Below are 16,110 nucleotides of genomic sequence, written 5' to 3'. Positions count from 1 at the left end.
CATGGGCTTAAAAAATTATCTTGAGCAGATTGAGCCGGCCTTTGAAAAAGGTGGTAAGTATGAAAAGTGGTATGCCCTCTATGAAGCCGTGGCAACCATTCTCTATACACCTGGCAAAGTAACCAAAAAGACGACTCACGTTAAAGACAATGTCGATCTGAAACGCATCATGATTTTGGTGTGGATGATGACCTTCCCGGCAATGTTCTGGGGCATGTACAACGTGGGTAACCAAGCGGCTATCGCACTTACCAGTGGCTACGAGCTTGCCGATGTTTGGCAGGTCGGGCTGTTCCAACTCTTCGGTGGTGATTTGGCCGATGCCGGTTGGGCTACCAAAATGTGGTACGGAGCCTGCTTCTTCGTACCCGTTTATGCCACCACCTTTATTGTTGGTGGTTTCTGGGAAGTGGTGTTTGCGACCGTACGTAAGCACGAAGTTAACGAAGGTTTCTTTGTTACCTCAGTGCTGTTCGCGTTAACCCTGCCAGCGACAATTCCATTGTGGCAAGTTGCTTTAGGTATTACCTTCGGTGTGGTCATAGGTAAAGAAATATTCGGTGGTACCGGGCGGAACTTCTTGAACCCAGCCCTTACCGGTCGCGCGTTCTTGTACTTCGCGTTCCCTGCACAAATCTCAGGAGACAAAGTCTGGACTGCGGTAGATGGTTTCTCCGGTGCGACCTTGCTCGGCCAGGCAGCGATTGGCGAGAACTACTTTGATAACATGGAGATGTGGTGGAGCGCTTTCTTAGGTAACATCCAGGGCTCTATGGGCGAGGTTTCGACGCTGATGATTTTGATTGGTGGTCTTGCCCTGATCTACTTCCGCATTGCCTCTTGGCGCATTGTCTCCGGTGTATTCATTGGTATGGTGGCGATGGCGTTGCTGTTTAATACCATTGGCAGTGATACCAACACCATGTTCGCTATGCCCTGGTACTGGCACTTGGTAGTGGGTGGTTTTGCCTTCGGTATGATGTTCATGGCGACTGACCCAGTATCGGCCTCGTTCACCAATCGCGCGAAGTTTGTTTACGGCTTCTTGATTGGTGCTATGACCGTACTTATCCGTGTGGTGAACCCGGCTTACCCTGAGGGCATCATGCTGGCCATTTTGTTCGCCAACGTGTTTGCACCCTTGTTTGACCACTTTGTAGTTCAGGCGAACATTAAACGGAGGTTAGCTCGTGGCTAAGAAGAATGAATCCTTAGGCAAAACCTTATTTGTCGTAATCACTCTCTGTTTAGTGTGCGCGATCATCGTTTCAGGTGCAGCTGTTGGTCTGAAGCCGATTCAAGAGAAAAATGCCGCGTTAGATATGCAACGTAATGTGCTCGACGCCGCAGGTTTGCTTGAGCCGGGTACAGATATTGTTGCGCTATTTAACGAACGTGTTGAAACTAAGCTTATCAACCTAAACAGCCTCGAGGTGGTTGACCAGGCGAACGGTCAAAATGCGAAGAATTATGATCCGATTGCTGCTGCTAATAAGCCGGATTGGAGCACCAAGTTAGAGAAGAACAACGATACCGCTGGTATTGGTACACGTGAAAACGTAACTAAGGTGTACTTCATCAATGGTGAACAGGGCGAGCTGGAAACCTTAGTGCTTTACATCCGTGGTTATGGATTGTGGGGCACCATGTACGGCTTAATCTCGTTGCAACCTGATCTGACTACGGTGCGCAGTGTTAACTTTTACGAACACAGCGAAACTCCAGGTTTAGGTGGTGAAATTCAAAATCCGAAGTGGGTAGCTCAGTGGCAAGGTAAAGAAATTTACGGCGAGAACAATGAGCAGGTTGAGTTTGATGTAATGAAGAAGCCGACTCAAGAAAACCACGATGTTGACGCGCTATCAGGTGCGACCTTAACCAGTAATGGTGTTGATAATTTGATGCAATACTGGTTCAGCGACAAGGCCTATGGCCCACTTTTAGAAAAAATTCGCAAGGGGGAGCTGAGCAATGGCTAGTAGTGCAAAAGAAATGAAGGAAGTCCTGTTTGGACCGATCTTTGCTAACAACCCTATTGCCCTGCAGATTCTCGGTATTTGTTCGGCATTGGCAGTGACATCGAAAATGGAAAACACCTTGGTCATGTGTATTGCACTGACCTTGGTAACAGCATTTTCGAACCTGTTTATTTCACTGATCCGGAATCATATTCCATCGAGCGTTCGAATCATCGTACAAATGACGATTATTGCGAGCTTGGTTATTGTTGTGGATCAGGTGCTTCGAGCGTATGCCTATAGTATCGCGAAAGAACTGTCGGTATTCGTGGGGCTTATCATTACTAACTGTATCGTTATGGGGCGCGCGGAAGCGTTTGCCATGAAGAGTTCTCCGGGCCTTTCATTCCTCGACGGTATCGGTAATGGTTTGGGTTACTCGGTGGTGCTGTTATTTGTCGGCTTTATCCGTGAACTCTTTGGCTCAGGAAGCCTGTTTGGGTATCAAATACTGTCGCTTGCTTCAGAGGGCGGCTGGTATCAACCGGTTGGCTTGTTGATTCTACCGCCAAGTGCGTTCTTCATTATTGGTGGATTCATCTGGATACTGCGTACTTTCCGTCCAGAACAAGTAGAGCCGAAGGGGTAAGGAGCCGATCATGGAAGCTTATATTAGTTTATTTATTAAGGCTGTCTTCGTTGAGAACCTTGCTTTGTCATTTTTCTTGGGCATGTGTACCTTTCTCGCGGTATCCAAAAAAGTTACAACTGCCTTTGGCTTAGGCATAGCGGTTATTGTCGTACTTGGTATTTCGGTACCGGTAAACAACTTGGTGTATCACAATATTTTGGCGCCAGGCGGGCTAGGTTGGGCTGGATTTCCAGACGCCGATCTTAGCTTTTTGCGATTCTTAACCTTCATCGGCGTTATCGCGGCGTTGGTTCAGATTTTGGAAATGACCCTCGACAAATACGTGCCCGCGCTCTACAACGCACTAGGTATTTTCTTGCCGTTGATCACGGTTAACTGCGCTATCTTCGGCGGCGTATCCTTCATGGTTGAACGCGATTACAACTTCACCGAAAGTATCGTCTACGGTATTGGCGGTGGCGTAGGCTGGGCATTAGCCATTGTTGCCTTGGCAGCGGTGCGCGAGAAACTGAAATATTCCGACGTTCCAGATGGATTACGTGGTCTGGGTATCACCTTTATTTCAGTCGGTCTCATTGGTTTGGGTTTTATGTCATTTTCTGGCGTATCCCTGTAATAGCACCGGTAACGATAGCAACAGATAAATAAGAGGTACGAGTCGATGCAAGGGCAAGAATTGACATTAATAGCGCTCGGCGTAGGCATGTTTACCCTAATCGTACTGATTTTGGTGGCAGTGATTATGTTTGCCAAATCAAAATTGGTGCCGCAGGGCGATGTCGAGATTTTGATTAACGAAGACGATGACAAGAAGATCATCGCACAACCAGGCACCAAACTATTAGGCGCTTTGGCTAACGCAGGTATTTTTGTGTCGTCGGCGTGTGGCGGTGGTGGTTCATGTGGCCAGTGTACCGTAAAAATAACAGAGGGCGGCGGTGACATCCTGCCGACCGAACGCGATCACATTAATAAGAAAGAGGCACGCGAAGGTGTACGTCTTTCTTGTCAGGTGAACGTGAAGCAGAACATGAAAATCGAGCTTCCTGAAGAAGTCTTCGGTATTCGTAAGTGGGACTGTACTGTGAAGTCGAACGACAACGTCGCGACCTTCATTAAGGAGTTTATCGTACAGTTGCCTGAAGGCGAAGATGTGCCGTTCAAGGCTGGTGGTTATATTCAGATTGAAGCTCCACCGCATCACATTAAGTATAAAGACTTCGACATCGCCGAGAAATTCCGCGGTGACTGGGAACGCTTCGGTTTTCTGGATATTGAGTCAAAAGTTGATGACGAAACGGTACGTGCGTATTCAATGGCTAACTACCCAGGCGAGAAAGGCATCATCATGTTGAACGTGCGTTGTGCAACGCCACCGCCGAACAACCTGAGTCTACCTGCCGGTAAAATGTCGTCATACATCTTTAGCCTGAAGCCAGGTGATAAAATTACCATTTCTGGGCCATTTGGTGAGTTCTTCGCGAAAGAGACCGAAGCTGAAATGGTGTTCATCGGTGGTGGTGCTGGTATGGCACCAATGCGATCGCATATTTTTGATCAGCTGCGGCGCTTAAATACCGACCGTAAAATCTCCTTTTGGTACGGTGCGCGTTCGAAGAAAGAAATGTTCTATGTTGAAGATTTCGATATGTTAGAACGCGAAAATGAAAACTTTAAATGGCATATTGCGCTCTCAGATCCTCAACCAGACGACGATTGGAGTGGCGATACTGGTTTTATTCACAACGTTCTTTATGATCGTTATCTGAAAGATCACGAAGCTCCGGAAGACTGTGAGTTTTACATGTGTGGTCCGCCAGTGATGAACGCCGCGGTCATCAACATGCTCAAAGATTTGGGTGTGGAAGATGAGAACATAATGCTGGATGATTTCGGCGGATAATGACGGTGAATTACTCATCATTACGTTTGATTTGGCTAGCCCTGGTGGGGCTAGCCTTTTTCGTTTCATGTAGCCATGCGCCGCAGCAGATCGCTGTGTCTGGTGAAACCATGGGTACCACTTACCACATACGTTATGTGTCCGCTAATCCGCGGCACGACGCAGACAAAGTGAAAGAGCGGGTAGATGGACTTTTGGCGCAAATCAATAGCCAAATGTCGACCTACGATCCAGATTCAGAACTATCAAACTTCAATGCCAGGCAGACCACCGATCCGGTAGTGATTTCTCGTTCCCTCGAACAAGTGGTGCGTCGCGCGTTGGAGATCGCTGAAGAGACTAATGGTTTGCTTGACGTGACAGTAGGCCCCTTAGTCAACCTGTGGAGTTTCGGTCCAGAGCAACAACCTGAAGTTGTTCCATCTGCAGCAAAACTTGCGGCGGCGCAAGCCGTTACCGGTTACCAGCACTTGGCAGTCGAGAACCATCAATTACAAAAAGCTATTCCGGAGTTGTATGTTGATCTCTCAACGATTGCTAAAGGTTACGCGGTCGATCGGGTTGCGCGCTTGCTGGAGCAGATGGAAATTCAAAACTATTTGGTTGAGATCGGCGGTGAAATGATTATGAAGGGCACTAAGCCCGGCAATCAACTCTGGCGAATTGCGATTGAACGCCCAGATACCATGCAACGAGCTGCCCAACGTATTATCGAACCGGGCAATAATGCCGTCGCCACCTCCGGGGATTATCGCAACTACTTTGAGCAAGAAGGTGTGCGTTATTCGCACATTATCGACCCAAGAACCGGAAAGCCGATTCAGCATAATTTAGTTTCGGTGACCGTGGTGACCGAAAGCTGTATGGACGCCGATGCCTACGCTACAGCGCTGACGGTAATGGGGCCAAAAGATGCGCTTGCGTTTGCGGAGGTGAAACAACTCGCAGTGATGCTGATCACACGTGAAAACGGCGAGTTTAAAGAGTACACTAGTACTGCGTTCAAACCTTTATTGCAGTAACTCAGGAGGTCCGCATGGGGTTATTTTTAGTAGTGTTCGCCATTTTTTTAGTGGTGGTGTTGGCCATGTCGGTTGGGTTTATCGTGCAACGCAAATCGATTTCAGGCAGTTGTGGTGGTATTTCTGCGTTAGGGATGGATAAAGCTTGCGACTGTGATGAGCCTTGTGACAAAAGAAAAGCACGCATGGCCAAAGAAGAAGAATGGCAAAAAAATCAGATTAATTAACTTCTAAAAAAGCATTCAAAAGTAAAGTGGTAACTATGGTGACACCTGTTCACATACGCCCGAAAGATGATGAAATTTATCTTGATTGTAATGCGACCACGCCGGTACTACCGCAAATCGCGCATGCGGTATCGCATACTATGGAGCAGGTGTTTGGCAATCCGAGTAGTAGCCATATTACCGGTCTGCAGGCACGCTATATTCTCGACAACGCACGCCGTCTGGGGCGCGATGTTATCGGTGCTGAACGTGGTCAACTGGTCTTTACTAGCGGTGCGACAGAGGGTATTCAGACTGCTGTTTTGTCGGCCTTGATTGCTGCCCGTAAGCAAGGGACCTCAACTGAGGGTAAATACTTATTGTATGGGGCGACTGAACACAAGGCAGTACCACAAGCGTTAGCACATTGGAACGAACTACTTGGCACCCATGCTGAGTTAAAAGCTATCCCAGTCGATCGTAACGGTCTCCTCGACCTTGATTTTATTGCCGCGAACCTACCTGACGCCCTACTTATTTCAACCATGGCAGTAAATAATGAGACCGGCGTACGACAAGATTTAGCCACCCTGGAAAAAATTATCCGACGCCATGGACCTAAGGTTCCCTGGATGGTGGATTGTGTGCAAATGTTGGGTAAAGGCCAGTTGCATTTGGCCCAGACCAGCATTGACTATGCCCCGTTTAGTGGTCACAAGCTGTATGGACCTAAGGGTATTGGTTTCTTATATGTGAGGGAACACGCGCCGTTTACCCCGTTGATTATTGGCGGCGGGCAAGAACAGGGTTTCCGTTCTGGCACCGAAAACCTGCCTGGAATAGCTGCACTGCATACCTTATTCGAGCTGTTGCTGGATCGTGAGCAACAGGTATTTAAGCCGGTTGCGACGCTGGTTAACTATCGCGATCAGCTACTTGATGCCCTGCGTACTGCATTTCCTAACCTAGAGCTGAACCATGCTTTGGAATACTCGGTGCCGACGACATTGAATTTCTCGGTGCGAGGGGTTCCTTCGCGTGACATCATGGATGTGTTTGATGCTGCAAATATTCGCGTTAGTTCTGGGTCTGCTTGTAGCTCAAAAGTTAGTCGCAGCTTCGTGCTAGATGCTATGGGGTTGGAAAATTGGCGATCGCGATCAGCAATTCGTCTATCATTCGGTCCAGCAACTGAGCAGGCGACCATTGATGCGGCTTGTCAACGTATCGAAGAAGCGGCACAGGCCTTACGCCACTCGTGTTTGCTGCTAAGTGATACCAACGAAGATTTTGATAGTGAACTGGACGGTGTTGTGCAGTTGCGATTTGATGCGCGATGCTGTTATCTGGTGATCGATCGTACTGCCAGAGAAATGGCAGTAATTGACCCGATACCTCAACTCGCAGAGCGCATTGAGAAGTTGGTCGACTGCCAGCATTATCGGGTTAAAGCGGTGGTAACGACGGAACCACATGCGGGTGATAGCACCGCCGCAATGCTTGCGCAGTTATTGTGTGCTAGCGGTTGTGATGCGGAGCGCGACGCGGTGGGTTGGCCTTTGCATGCACAAACGGATTGCAGCGTACCCAAGGATTGTGATGTCGCTACCGACGGGTGTTTGTTGGTTGGCAACCGCCGTTTATATCGCGTGGGTAGTCGGCAACCCATGTACTTGCTGAGTTCACCTATTACCCCAACCGCTGAAGCTCATGTCGATTTTGCTTTTGTCGGTGAGCAAGCGGTGCTAGAAACGTTAACGGCGGTGCTGAGCGCTGAAACACTTGTCTGCCGCAAATGGGATGATGAGTTTGCGATCGCCACGCAGTTAAAAGAATTAAAGGGTGAGGGGCAAACCTGTGAACTGGTGAATATCGCACCAGAACAACAACACGAATGGTTGTGTCGTCCAGAAACCTTAGTCGTAGATGTGCGTGAACAGCAAGAACACCAGGTTACTCCACTGCAACTACCAGCGCAGGTAATGAACGTACCTTTGACGCGCTTGGTGCAATTTATTTATGACCACCGCACTGATTTTAACAACCGGCCAATTATTTGCCTGTGCCGCTCAGGCAATCGTAGTGCAGTAGCGGCTCAGGTGCTGACCCGATTTGGTTTTTGTAACGTTAGTCACGTGTCTGGGGGGATGGCGTTATTGGCAAACTAACTTTTGCCGTGTAGCCACTTTTGCCAACAAAGTAACAAACACTGTCATGACACGCTGAGCTCCAGATATTGGCATCACTTAGTCGTAGCCACTCAGTGCTGGTGACCGTAGGCAATAGAGCGGCGCCAGAGGGGTTAGTAACAATGAGAGCTCCGTTAGAGGTTACGGTTAAACCGTATAGTGCTCCAGTTAGCGGTGGCTCGCTTAACGGGGTGAATTCGTCGTCTTTATACTCGACAATGCGCGGGCGCCGCTCGGGGTGATTTAAATCGCCTCCCACTAGCAATACATGATCTTCTGTAAACGGCCAGACACTGGCAATTCCAGCACTTGGTCCCGCAACGATTGGCGTATCAATAGCTTTAAACCGAATGCCAAAACTGCTTTTTACCAGTAGTCGGGCGGTGCTGGCGTTAGCAGTTCCCATAGCCCATACACCTTTGGTATAGCGCACACAGCCACCACTTGCTGCCAATCCACCCTCAGCGCTTAGTGGCGGGCTGTCGACCGCATTACTTGAGGATAACCAGTTACGTCCGTCAGTTGAACGCAGTAAATCCCACTTGCCATCAATGCTGTCACCAAAACCCCAAACTTCGTTGGTCTTCGGCGCAATTGAGAAGCAGTTTAAAAATTTTTCACCGCTGGCCCGATAGCGCAATTGCCAACTAGTGCCGCCATTGCTTGTGTAATAAATACGAGAGTTACCATTTTTACCAACACTAAGGGCGAAGGCGTGCTGTTCATCGAGTGCTTCGATGTCACGGAATTGCAGATCGGTGTTGGTGGGTTGACTGTAATTCCATGTTTGACCACCGTCTAAACTGCGTGCAATTGTTGCTTTGTTGCCGCTTATCCACACGACATCGGGACTAGGAACACTCAGACCGATCCAGTTCACGTCAGGACGCGTTGGAAGAGGCTGCAAATTTACAGCCGCGGTAGTTGCCATTGTACTCGCGATAATACTTGCGATCATGCTTGTGATCATAGTTTACTCAAGGTTACGAACTTACCGTCTAAGATAAACTAACCGCGGCGCTGCTACAATGGTTGTCGCGTTATGTCGCGTTACTTCGAGAGCTTAGCGCGCTGTAAGCGCAGGGCATTTAACACCACGGAGACGGAACTCAGTGCCATTGCACCGCCGGCTAACCAAGGAGCGAGCAAACCTGAAGCCGCGACTGGAATACCGAGAGTATTGTAGGCAAAGGCCCAAAATAAGTTTTGTCGAATATTGCGTAAGGTGAGCTCACTCATTTCAATAGCATGCACTAAGGTTTCCAGATCAGCCCGTAGCAAGGCTATATCTGCTGCCTCGATAGCAACATCCGTACCACTACCCATGGCGACGCCAACATCTGCTACGGCGAGCGCAGGAGCATCGTTTACGCCGTCACCTACCATAGCCACACGCTTACCTTGAGATTGTAGTTGCTTGATGTGATTTGCTTTATCTTCTGGTAGTACTTCAGCGATCACCTGATCCATACCCAGCTGTTCGGCAATGGCATTTGCCGTGCGCTGATTGTCACCGGTCAACATCACTAGGGTTAAGCCGCGTTTGCTTAGTTTATCCAGCGCCGACTTGGTACTTTTGCGCAAGGTATCCGCCACTGCTACATAAGCAACAAGTTCGCCATCGACGGCAATGGCCATGACGGTTTTGCCTTGCTGCTGCAATTCTTTGAAACGCTGCTCGGCGGCGTCGTTAACCACCACATCACGGTCGATTAATAGCCGCAAACTGCCAACCAGCAAGGTTATCGTTGGTTTATTTTCGGTTGCTGTGCCGGCCTCAGCGACCTTAGCGCAAACGCCTTTACCCTGCACGGCCTGGAACTCATCTACGGTGAACTGTCGGGTTGGCTCTATCAGGTCACGAGTACCTTCTACGATCGCTTGAGCAAGTGGGTGCTCTGATTGTTTTTCAACTACGAATAGGTAACTTGCAAGCAAACTTTTATCGACCGTCTGACTAAACAGTGCAAAGTCGGTTAGTTTGGGCTTGCCTTCGGTTAGAGTACCGGTTTTATCAAATACAATAGTGTCGATGGCGTGGGTGGTCTCTAACACTTCACTTTGTTTAAATAATACCCCAGCTTGAGCGGCGCGGCCTGATCCAGCCATGATTGAAGTTGGCGTCGCAAGACCCAAGGCACAAGGGCAAGCAATGACCAACACCGCTACGGTCGCCTCAAAAGCTTGCCGCCAATTCCCGGGAGCGAAATAAAACAGCCAAGCGCAGAAAGTGATAAGCGCAATGACTAGAACCACCGGAACGAAAATACCGGCCACCTTATCCGCCAAACGCTGAATCGGTGCCTTTGAATTTTGCGCCTGTTCAACCACTGCGACGATTTTAGCCAGGGCGGTACCTGCACCCGTTTGTTGAACCTCAACGCGAAGAAACCCGGTGGTGTTGAGGGTCCCGCCAATAACTTGGTCGCCGGTAGACTTGGTTACCGGCATGCTCTCGCCGGTTAGCATGGATTCATCTATGGCGCTATCACCGCTAATAACTTTGCCATCCACTGGAACATTTTGGCCCGGTCGCACCTGCACAATGTCGCCAACGGTTAAGCTCGCGACGGCGACTTCCTGGGTGTCATCTTTACCTTGTTCGAGTAGAGCCTTCGCCGGCTGCAGCTCGAGTAGCTGGCGAATAGCATTAGATGAGCGGCCTTTAGCACGTGCCTCAAACCATTTGCCGAGCACTATGAGTGTAATTAAGACGGCGCTGGTCTCGAAATAAAGACCTTCATGGGGATTATAATCTGCCGCGAACCAAGCCAGATAAATACTGTAAAAGTAGGCTGCTGAAGTACCGAGTGCAACCAGCACATCCATGTTGGCAGTGCCGCCGCGTAAGGCATGGTAACTGCCGCGATAAAACTGCCAACCGATAATAAATTGGACCGGTGTAGCTAGCAGTAATTGCAGCCAGGGCGACATTAAAACAGCAGGAACTGGAATGTTTTGGGTCCAGCTAAAGTGACCGAACATGGTGTACAGTAATGGTAGCGAGAGTAGAGCGGCGATCACAAACTTAATAAATTGTCGCTGTTGTGCTTGTTCACGCGGATCATCACCGAGGGGTTGGTTATGGTCGACGAGCTCAGCAGCATAGCCGGCATCTTTCACGGCGGCGATAAGTGCTTCGGTATCTAGGTTGGAACCTTTGACTGCAGCTATTTCTGTGGCAAAGTTTACCTGTACCTCGTCGACACCGCTAACATCAGTAAGTGCACGCTCGATACTTTTGGCGCAGCCAGCACAGCTCATACCGCTTAGCTGAAGTTGTATATTTTGTCTCATAGACTGCTCCTGTGATTGACTGGGCTAACGTTTTAAGAGTCGTTCAATGGTGGTGTCGAGTTCATCGAGAACCGCATCGTCGCCGGCGGCAAGGCGTGTTTTCACGCAGGTGTGCATGTGCTGGCTCAGTAGTTTTTTGGCTACACCGTTTAGCGCGGACTGCACTGACGCAACCTGCATCAGCACGTCGTCGCAATAGGTATCGTTTTCGATAAGCTTTTGTAGTCCGCGAACCTGTCCCTCGATGCGGCGTAAACGCTGGCCAAGATTGTCTTTGAGAGCTTGAGAATGAGGGGCTACTGTTTTTTTCATTTGCTGCAAAACCTATTTCACTGAATTTAACTTCTAAGGTAAAGTATACCCCCGTACCCTATATGTCAAGCAAAAAAACCTCGCCCGAAGTCGAGGTTTAACAATTCACTGAGCATCGATAGATTGACCATTAACCTTAACACTGTGATCACTCATTAAGTAAAGATAGGTCGGCATTAGATCTGCAGGAGTCTTCAGTTTCATTGGGTCTTCGCCCGGGTAAGCTCGTGAGCGCATGGTGGTGCGGGTTGCTCCCGGATTGATGACGTTGATCCGAACGTTGCTGCCCTCGTATTCATCAGCCATGACTTGCGCCAGACCTTCGGTGGCGAATTTGCTCACCGCATAAGGTCCCCAGAATGCCCGACCTTTTCGGCCAACACCCGACGAGGTGAAAACAATGCTGGCGTGGGGTGATTTTTTTAGGGCTGGCATGAGTGTCTGAGTCATCATGAACTGTGCCGTAACATTTACTTGTATCACGTCGTTCCAGCTGTCGTGGTCGATGTGTTCAAATGGTGAGAGCACGCCCAGTAGGCTGGCATTTTGCAATAGCCCGTCGAGGTGCCCGAATTGTTCAATAATCGTCGCGCAAAGGCCCTGGTAATGAGTTTTTGTTGCACCCTTCATGTCGAGTGGAACAATCGCTGGCTCAGGGTTACCAGCTGCAACTATGTCATCAAAAACGTGCTCTAATTTACTGACCGTACGACCAAGTAAAATGACGGTAGCACCTGCGTCGGCAAAAGTTATCGCAGCCTCTTTGCCGATACCGTCGCCTGCCCCCGTGACTAAGATTACTTTCCCTTCGAGGTCGTAATTTGCTACGTTATCTTTATGCATATCTGTCATTTTGGGCTTACACTTGCTGTGAATGTTGTGCGTCAGTTTACTGGTTTTTGCTTGGATTCTCAGCTACGAGTGAGAAATTCTTGAAAAATACTTTCAACTTTGGCGTCAGCGGTGTATAAAATTTTGTTAACTGTGCGTCTTGTCCTACCAGTTAGAAAGAGCGATGATAGGCAGGATAAACAAAAGCATCTGCAGGTGCTCAATACATAACAACACGAACAAGGATTGGGGAAGCCTCATGAAAAAACTCTTGCTTGTAACGGCCATTGCTAGTGCCTTTACCTTAGCTGGTTGCGGAAGCGGCGAAGAAGCGCCACCATCAGCAACCACAGAATACCAAGTTAACGCGACTCGAGCCGTATTTGACCCGAGTAATGGTAAAATACCAGTGCCCTCTAATATCCTATTGAGTGGTAGTGTTGACGGTACCTTAAATATTCCAGTAGCGGATCCAGCGGATAATAGCGATCCGCAAGTCGCGCTCAACGGTCTCGACGGGTGGGGAACGCATTCCACATTGACCTTTAGTTTTTCATTGCCGCAAGACGAAAACGGTAACACCATCGAAATCGACGCGGCATCGTTGGAAGCTCCAGGTAGCATTCGTTTATTCGAAACCATTATGGGTGGTACTGCGGTCAGCGCCGGCTGTGCTGCGGCAAGTCCAGCCGCGACCTGTGCGGTTGCTGGTGAGTTGACCCATGGTGTTGATTTTGTTGTTCGCGCGACTGGCCCAGCGGGTGTTGCGGTTATTCCATTGCGGCCATTAAAAGCAAAAACCGGTTATGTTGCGGTTTTAACCTCCAACATCCAGGACACTATGGGGCGTGATGTTAAACCGTCACAAACCTATGGCTTAATGAAGCGTAATGCAGATACTGATCCAGTGTCTGGCGACGCCTCAGGGGTGGGCCTGCAGCGCTTGATTAACAGTCATGAAGCTGCGTTAGCGGCAGCTGGTGTGAATAGTGAAGAGATCATCTTGACCTCAAGCTTTACCACCCAGTCAGTAACCGACGTATTCAATGCGATTAAAGGCCTCATGACACAACAATTTTCGCAAGGTGGCGGTCCAGCTCTTATGGCCCAACCTACGGGGATGACAGTCGGTGATGTGCTGGTGGCCGCGGGCCGTTTAGAAGCTAATCCGCAAGATCCTGCTTACTTATCTGCCGCTTCTGCGAAGTTGTATCAAGGACAGGTGACTTTACCGTATTATTCTGCGGTACCTACCGCTGAAAACCCGCAAGCGCCGTTAAACGGTCGTTGGCAGGCTATGTGTGATAGTCCGGCATCTATTCTCGGTGCGGTGCGCGCGGGCGTTTTACCTGCTGCTGCGATTGATCCTTTAGGTATCGAAGATCCAACGCGATTATTGCCGCCCCATAACTGTTACGATTTCCCTGGTATTGATGAAGAACGTCACTTGACCAAGTACAACCCAGTACCAGCAACTACTGCTGCTGTTGATGTACCTGCTATCGTGACTGTTCCAGACGTCAACACAGCAAACATGGTTCGTGCTGCCCAAGGTCTTGCACCACTTACTGAGCCTGCTAATGGTTGGCCAGTGGTAATTTTCCAACACGGTATCACGGGCGAGAAAAGTAACGCCTTCGGTATTGCAGGCACTTTAGCGGTGTTCGGTTTCGCTACTGTTGCGATTGACCATCCATTGCATGGTGATCGTGGTTACGGCCCAATTAATGCGACAACCGGTAGTGCAACGGCGTACATGAACTTGGGTAGCTTGTTGACTGCACGTGATAACTTGCGCCAGTCGATTTCAGATCTATTAGGTCTGCGCTTGAGCTTAAATGCTGCGATGGGTGCTCCATTGAACGGTCAGGATGTATTCTTTGTTGGTCATTCATTAGGCGCGATTGCAGGTACCGGTTTCACCGCCTTAACAAATGAACCTATGTCAGGTGCGCTGGCTCCGGCGTCGGGCTTGTTTAAAGTTAATGCAAGTACGTTAATGGCCCCAGGTGCTAGTGTTGCGAACTTCTTGTTGGCTTCACCATCATTTGGTCCAGTTGTTAAGAGTCAGTTACTGTATGCAGCGAACGCAGACTTCGCAGCGGCGGTGACGAATGCAGCACAGCAAGCCGGTGTTTCACCGAGCTCACCGCAGTTCCAGGGCTTATTGATTCAAGTGTATCAGCAATTCTGGGCGAGTTTGTCAACGGCCCAGCAAGCAGAAATCAATGGTGTTTTTGAACAGTTCGCATTCGCCGCGCAGGCAGCTATCGACTCAGCTGATCCGATTAACTTTGCGGCGCAAGCAGTTGCCAACGACAGTCCGTTCCACGTGATTGAAGTAGTGGGTAACGGGGCCGATGTATTGCCTGACCAAGTGATTCCAAATGCTGTGCAAGGCAAGCCATTAGCCGGTACTGAGCCGTTGATCAGCGCACTACAGTTGCCAGCTATTACACAAACCACGGCCAGCACTGATGGTTCGAAGATTTCTGGTGCAGTACGCTTTGTCGCCGGTGGGCATGGTTCAATCGTTGACCCGAGTGCTTCGGCAGCGGCAACTATGGAAATGCAATTGCAAGCGGCCGGCTGGTTTAGCACCAATGCTACGGCGCTGCCAATTACTAATCCTGCAGTGATCAAGCAATAATCTGTATACTTAGACTACTTGAGTTGCAAAAGGGCCGCTTGTCGGCCCTTTTTTATGTGATGAATTAAACCAAGCTGCAGATGAGGAAATTATGACGTTTATTTTAGAGATAGCTGACTTTGTCGTAAAAGCGGCGATTATTGTCATGGCGATTATGCTGATCGTAGCCGTGATAAGTAACGCCGCGCAACGACAGCGTCGACAGGAAGGTGAGCTGCAGGTGCGAAATCTGGCGCGGGATTTGCGTTATAGCGCGCAAACCATTGAGTTGGAGACCCTCAACAAAAAACAACGTAAACAGGCTAACAAACAAGCAAAGAAGGCAGAGAAAAGCGAAAAGCCGAGTGAGCAACGGGTGTTTGTAATTGATTTTAATGGCAGCATGGATGCCCACGAAGTTGAAAATCTGCAACGCGAAATTAATGCGGTAATCGGCGCGGCGAAAGCTGGGGATACCGTATTTGTGCGGCTAGAGAGCCCTGGTGGAGTGGTGCATGGCTATGGTTTAGCTGCGGCACAATTACAACGTTTACGCGATGCTGAACTGAAACTGATTATAGGTGTCGATAAAGTAGCGGCTAGTGGCGGCTATATGATGGCTGCTGTGGGCGAGAAAATTATTGCCGCACCCTTTGCGATTATTGGTTCTATTGGCGTTGTTGCCCAATTACCGAACTTCCATCGTTGGTTAAAGAAGCACGACGTCGATTTTGAACAAGTTACCGCCGGCGATTACAAACGCACCTTATCGGTATTCGGCGAGAACACTGATGCCGGCCGCCGCAAGTTTAAAGAAGACCTTGAGCAGGTCCATAAGCAGTTCAAGCAGCATATCGCCGACTATCGACCGCAAGTCGACTTAGCTAAGGTAGCGACCGGTGAGTACTGGACTGCGCAGCAAGCCATCGACTTTAAGTTGGTTGATGAAATCTGCACGACTGACAGCTGGCTGCTGGCGCGTTGCCACGATCATGGCATCTACCATATTCGTTACCATGTTAAGCGGCCATTAGGTGAACGGATCGGGAAGAACGTTACCGCCGTACTGACAAGTATTCGGGAGTTTTTGACAAAGTCGTAAACTGGAGTT

General features: G+C 49.3%; 14 protein-coding genes. 10 read left to right on the top strand and 4 right to left on the bottom strand.

What is annotated here, in order from left to right; translation table 11 throughout:
• The first annotated feature begins 1 nt into the window (after position 1).
• Genes ACQ5ES_RS04780 through ACQ5ES_RS04745 form a run of 8 tightly spaced genes read left to right on the top strand, consistent with a single transcriptional unit; the run spans position 2 to position 7,909 of the window.
• Positions 2–1,198, top strand: coding sequence for an NADH:ubiquinone reductase (Na(+)-transporting) subunit B (locus ACQ5ES_RS04780; protein ID WP_445014798.1), 1,197 nt, complete (start codon positions 2–4; stop codon positions 1,196–1,198).
• Entirely contained in the window at positions 1,191–1,979 is a 789-nt protein-coding gene (locus ACQ5ES_RS04775; protein ID WP_445014797.1) for a Na(+)-translocating NADH-quinone reductase subunit C, read from the top strand. Before ACQ5ES_RS04780 ends, ACQ5ES_RS04775 begins: the two co-directional genes overlap by 8 nt.
• Complete coding sequence (locus ACQ5ES_RS04770) at positions 1,972–2,607, top strand: NADH:ubiquinone reductase (Na(+)-transporting) subunit D (RefSeq protein WP_445014796.1); 636 nt, start codon at positions 1,972–1,974, stop codon at positions 2,605–2,607. The genes ACQ5ES_RS04775 and ACQ5ES_RS04770 overlap by 8 nt, the downstream gene beginning before the upstream one ends.
• Before the next feature lie 10 nt (positions 2,608–2,617).
• Positions 2,618–3,226, top strand: coding sequence for an NADH:ubiquinone reductase (Na(+)-transporting) subunit E (gene nqrE, locus ACQ5ES_RS04765; protein ID WP_445014795.1), 609 nt, complete (start codon positions 2,618–2,620; stop codon positions 3,224–3,226).
• Positions 3,227–3,286: 60 nt separating this feature from the next.
• On the top strand, positions 3,287–4,513 hold the full coding sequence (gene nqrF, locus ACQ5ES_RS04760; protein ID WP_445015392.1) for an NADH:ubiquinone reductase (Na(+)-transporting) subunit F: 1,227 nt from the start codon (positions 3,287–3,289) through the stop codon (positions 4,511–4,513).
• Entirely contained in the window at positions 4,513–5,535 is a 1,023-nt protein-coding gene (locus ACQ5ES_RS04755) for an FAD:protein FMN transferase (RefSeq protein ID WP_445014794.1), read from the top strand. Before nqrF ends, ACQ5ES_RS04755 begins: the two co-directional genes overlap by 1 nt.
• A 14-nt stretch (positions 5,536–5,549) precedes the next feature.
• Positions 5,550–5,762 carry a (Na+)-NQR maturation NqrM gene (gene nqrM, locus ACQ5ES_RS04750; RefSeq protein WP_445014793.1) on the top strand — a complete coding sequence of 71 codons (213 nt, stop codon included), beginning with the start codon at positions 5,550–5,552 and terminating at the stop codon, positions 5,760–5,762.
• Between the two features lie 35 nt (positions 5,763–5,797).
• Positions 5,798–7,909 (top strand): aminotransferase class V-fold PLP-dependent enzyme, encoded by a 2,112-nt coding sequence (locus ACQ5ES_RS04745; protein ID WP_445014792.1) that lies wholly within the window; start codon positions 5,798–5,800, stop codon positions 7,907–7,909.
• Here ACQ5ES_RS04745 and ACQ5ES_RS04740 read toward each other — a convergent pair.
• The 4 genes from ACQ5ES_RS04740 to ACQ5ES_RS04725 form a co-directional block, all read right to left on the bottom strand.
• A complete protein-coding gene (locus tag ACQ5ES_RS04740; RefSeq protein WP_445014791.1) occupies positions 7,869–8,861 on the bottom strand; it encodes a WD40/YVTN/BNR-like repeat-containing protein in 993 nt (330 codons plus the stop codon). The two genes, ACQ5ES_RS04745 and ACQ5ES_RS04740, sit on opposite strands and share 41 nt — an antisense overlap.
• Before the next feature lie 119 nt (positions 8,862–8,980).
• Positions 8,981–11,227 carry a heavy metal translocating P-type ATPase gene (locus tag ACQ5ES_RS04735; RefSeq protein ID WP_445014790.1) on the bottom strand — a complete coding sequence of 749 codons (2,247 nt, stop codon included), beginning with the start codon at positions 11,225–11,227 and terminating at the stop codon, positions 8,981–8,983.
• A gap of 24 nt (positions 11,228–11,251) precedes the next feature.
• Positions 11,252–11,539 carry a metal-sensitive transcriptional regulator gene (locus ACQ5ES_RS04730; RefSeq protein ID WP_445014789.1) on the bottom strand — a complete coding sequence of 96 codons (288 nt, stop codon included), beginning with the start codon at positions 11,537–11,539 and terminating at the stop codon, positions 11,252–11,254.
• 105 nt (positions 11,540–11,644) lie between these two features.
• Positions 11,645–12,382 carry a YciK family oxidoreductase gene (locus ACQ5ES_RS04725; RefSeq protein ID WP_445015390.1) on the bottom strand — a complete coding sequence of 246 codons (738 nt, stop codon included), beginning with the start codon at positions 12,380–12,382 and terminating at the stop codon, positions 11,645–11,647.
• A 247-nt stretch (positions 12,383–12,629) separates the two neighbouring features.
• On the opposite strand from ACQ5ES_RS04725, the gene ACQ5ES_RS04720 reads away from it, so the two are divergent.
• Both ACQ5ES_RS04720 and sohB read left to right on the top strand, forming a co-directional pair.
• On the top strand, positions 12,630–15,020 hold the full coding sequence (locus ACQ5ES_RS04720) for a VolA/Pla-1 family phospholipase (RefSeq protein ID WP_445014788.1): 2,391 nt from the start codon (positions 12,630–12,632) through the stop codon (positions 15,018–15,020).
• Between the two features lie 91 nt (positions 15,021–15,111).
• Positions 15,112–16,101: a protease SohB gene (sohB, locus tag ACQ5ES_RS04715; RefSeq protein WP_445014787.1), complete on the top strand. Its 990-nt coding sequence runs from the start codon at positions 15,112–15,114 to the stop codon at positions 16,099–16,101.
• The last annotated feature ends 9 nt before the right edge of the window (positions 16,102–16,110 follow it).

The organism is Pseudidiomarina xizangensis (genome assembly GCF_052541995.1).
This window is presented reverse-complemented; position numbering and strand designations above follow the sequence as displayed.

Excerpts from the sequence above, each read along its gene's own strand:
- ACQ5ES_RS04780 (WP_445014798.1), top strand. The coding sequence starts at position 2 with ATGGGCTTAAAAAATTATCTTGAGCAGATTGAGCCGGCCTTTGAAAAA.
- ACQ5ES_RS04770 (WP_445014796.1), top strand. The coding sequence starts at position 1,972 with ATGGCTAGTAGTGCAAAAGAAATGAAGGAAGTCCTGTTTGGACCGATC.
- nqrE (WP_445014795.1), top strand. The coding sequence starts at position 2,618 with ATGGAAGCTTATATTAGTTTATTTATTAAGGCTGTCTTCGTTGAGAAC.
- ACQ5ES_RS04755 (WP_445014794.1), top strand. The coding sequence starts at position 4,513 with ATGACGGTGAATTACTCATCATTACGTTTGATTTGGCTAGCCCTGGTG.
- nqrM (WP_445014793.1), top strand. The coding sequence starts at position 5,550 with ATGGGGTTATTTTTAGTAGTGTTCGCCATTTTTTTAGTGGTGGTGTTG.
- ACQ5ES_RS04745 (WP_445014792.1), top strand. The coding sequence starts at position 5,798 with ATGGTGACACCTGTTCACATACGCCCGAAAGATGATGAAATTTATCTT.
- ACQ5ES_RS04740 (WP_445014791.1), bottom strand. The coding sequence starts at position 8,861 with ATGGCAACTACCGCGGCTGTAAATTTGCAGCCTCTTCCAACGCGTCCT.
- ACQ5ES_RS04735 (WP_445014790.1), bottom strand. The coding sequence starts at position 11,227 with ATGAGACAAAATATACAACTTCAGCTAAGCGGTATGAGCTGTGCTGGC.
- ACQ5ES_RS04730 (WP_445014789.1), bottom strand. The coding sequence starts at position 11,539 with ATGAAAAAAACAGTAGCCCCTCATTCTCAAGCTCTCAAAGACAATCTT.
- ACQ5ES_RS04725 (WP_445015390.1), bottom strand. The coding sequence starts at position 12,382 with ATGCATAAAGATAACGTAGCAAATTACGACCTCGAAGGGAAAGTAATC.
- ACQ5ES_RS04720 (WP_445014788.1), top strand. The coding sequence starts at position 12,630 with ATGAAAAAACTCTTGCTTGTAACGGCCATTGCTAGTGCCTTTACCTTA.
- sohB (WP_445014787.1), top strand. The coding sequence starts at position 15,112 with ATGACGTTTATTTTAGAGATAGCTGACTTTGTCGTAAAAGCGGCGATT.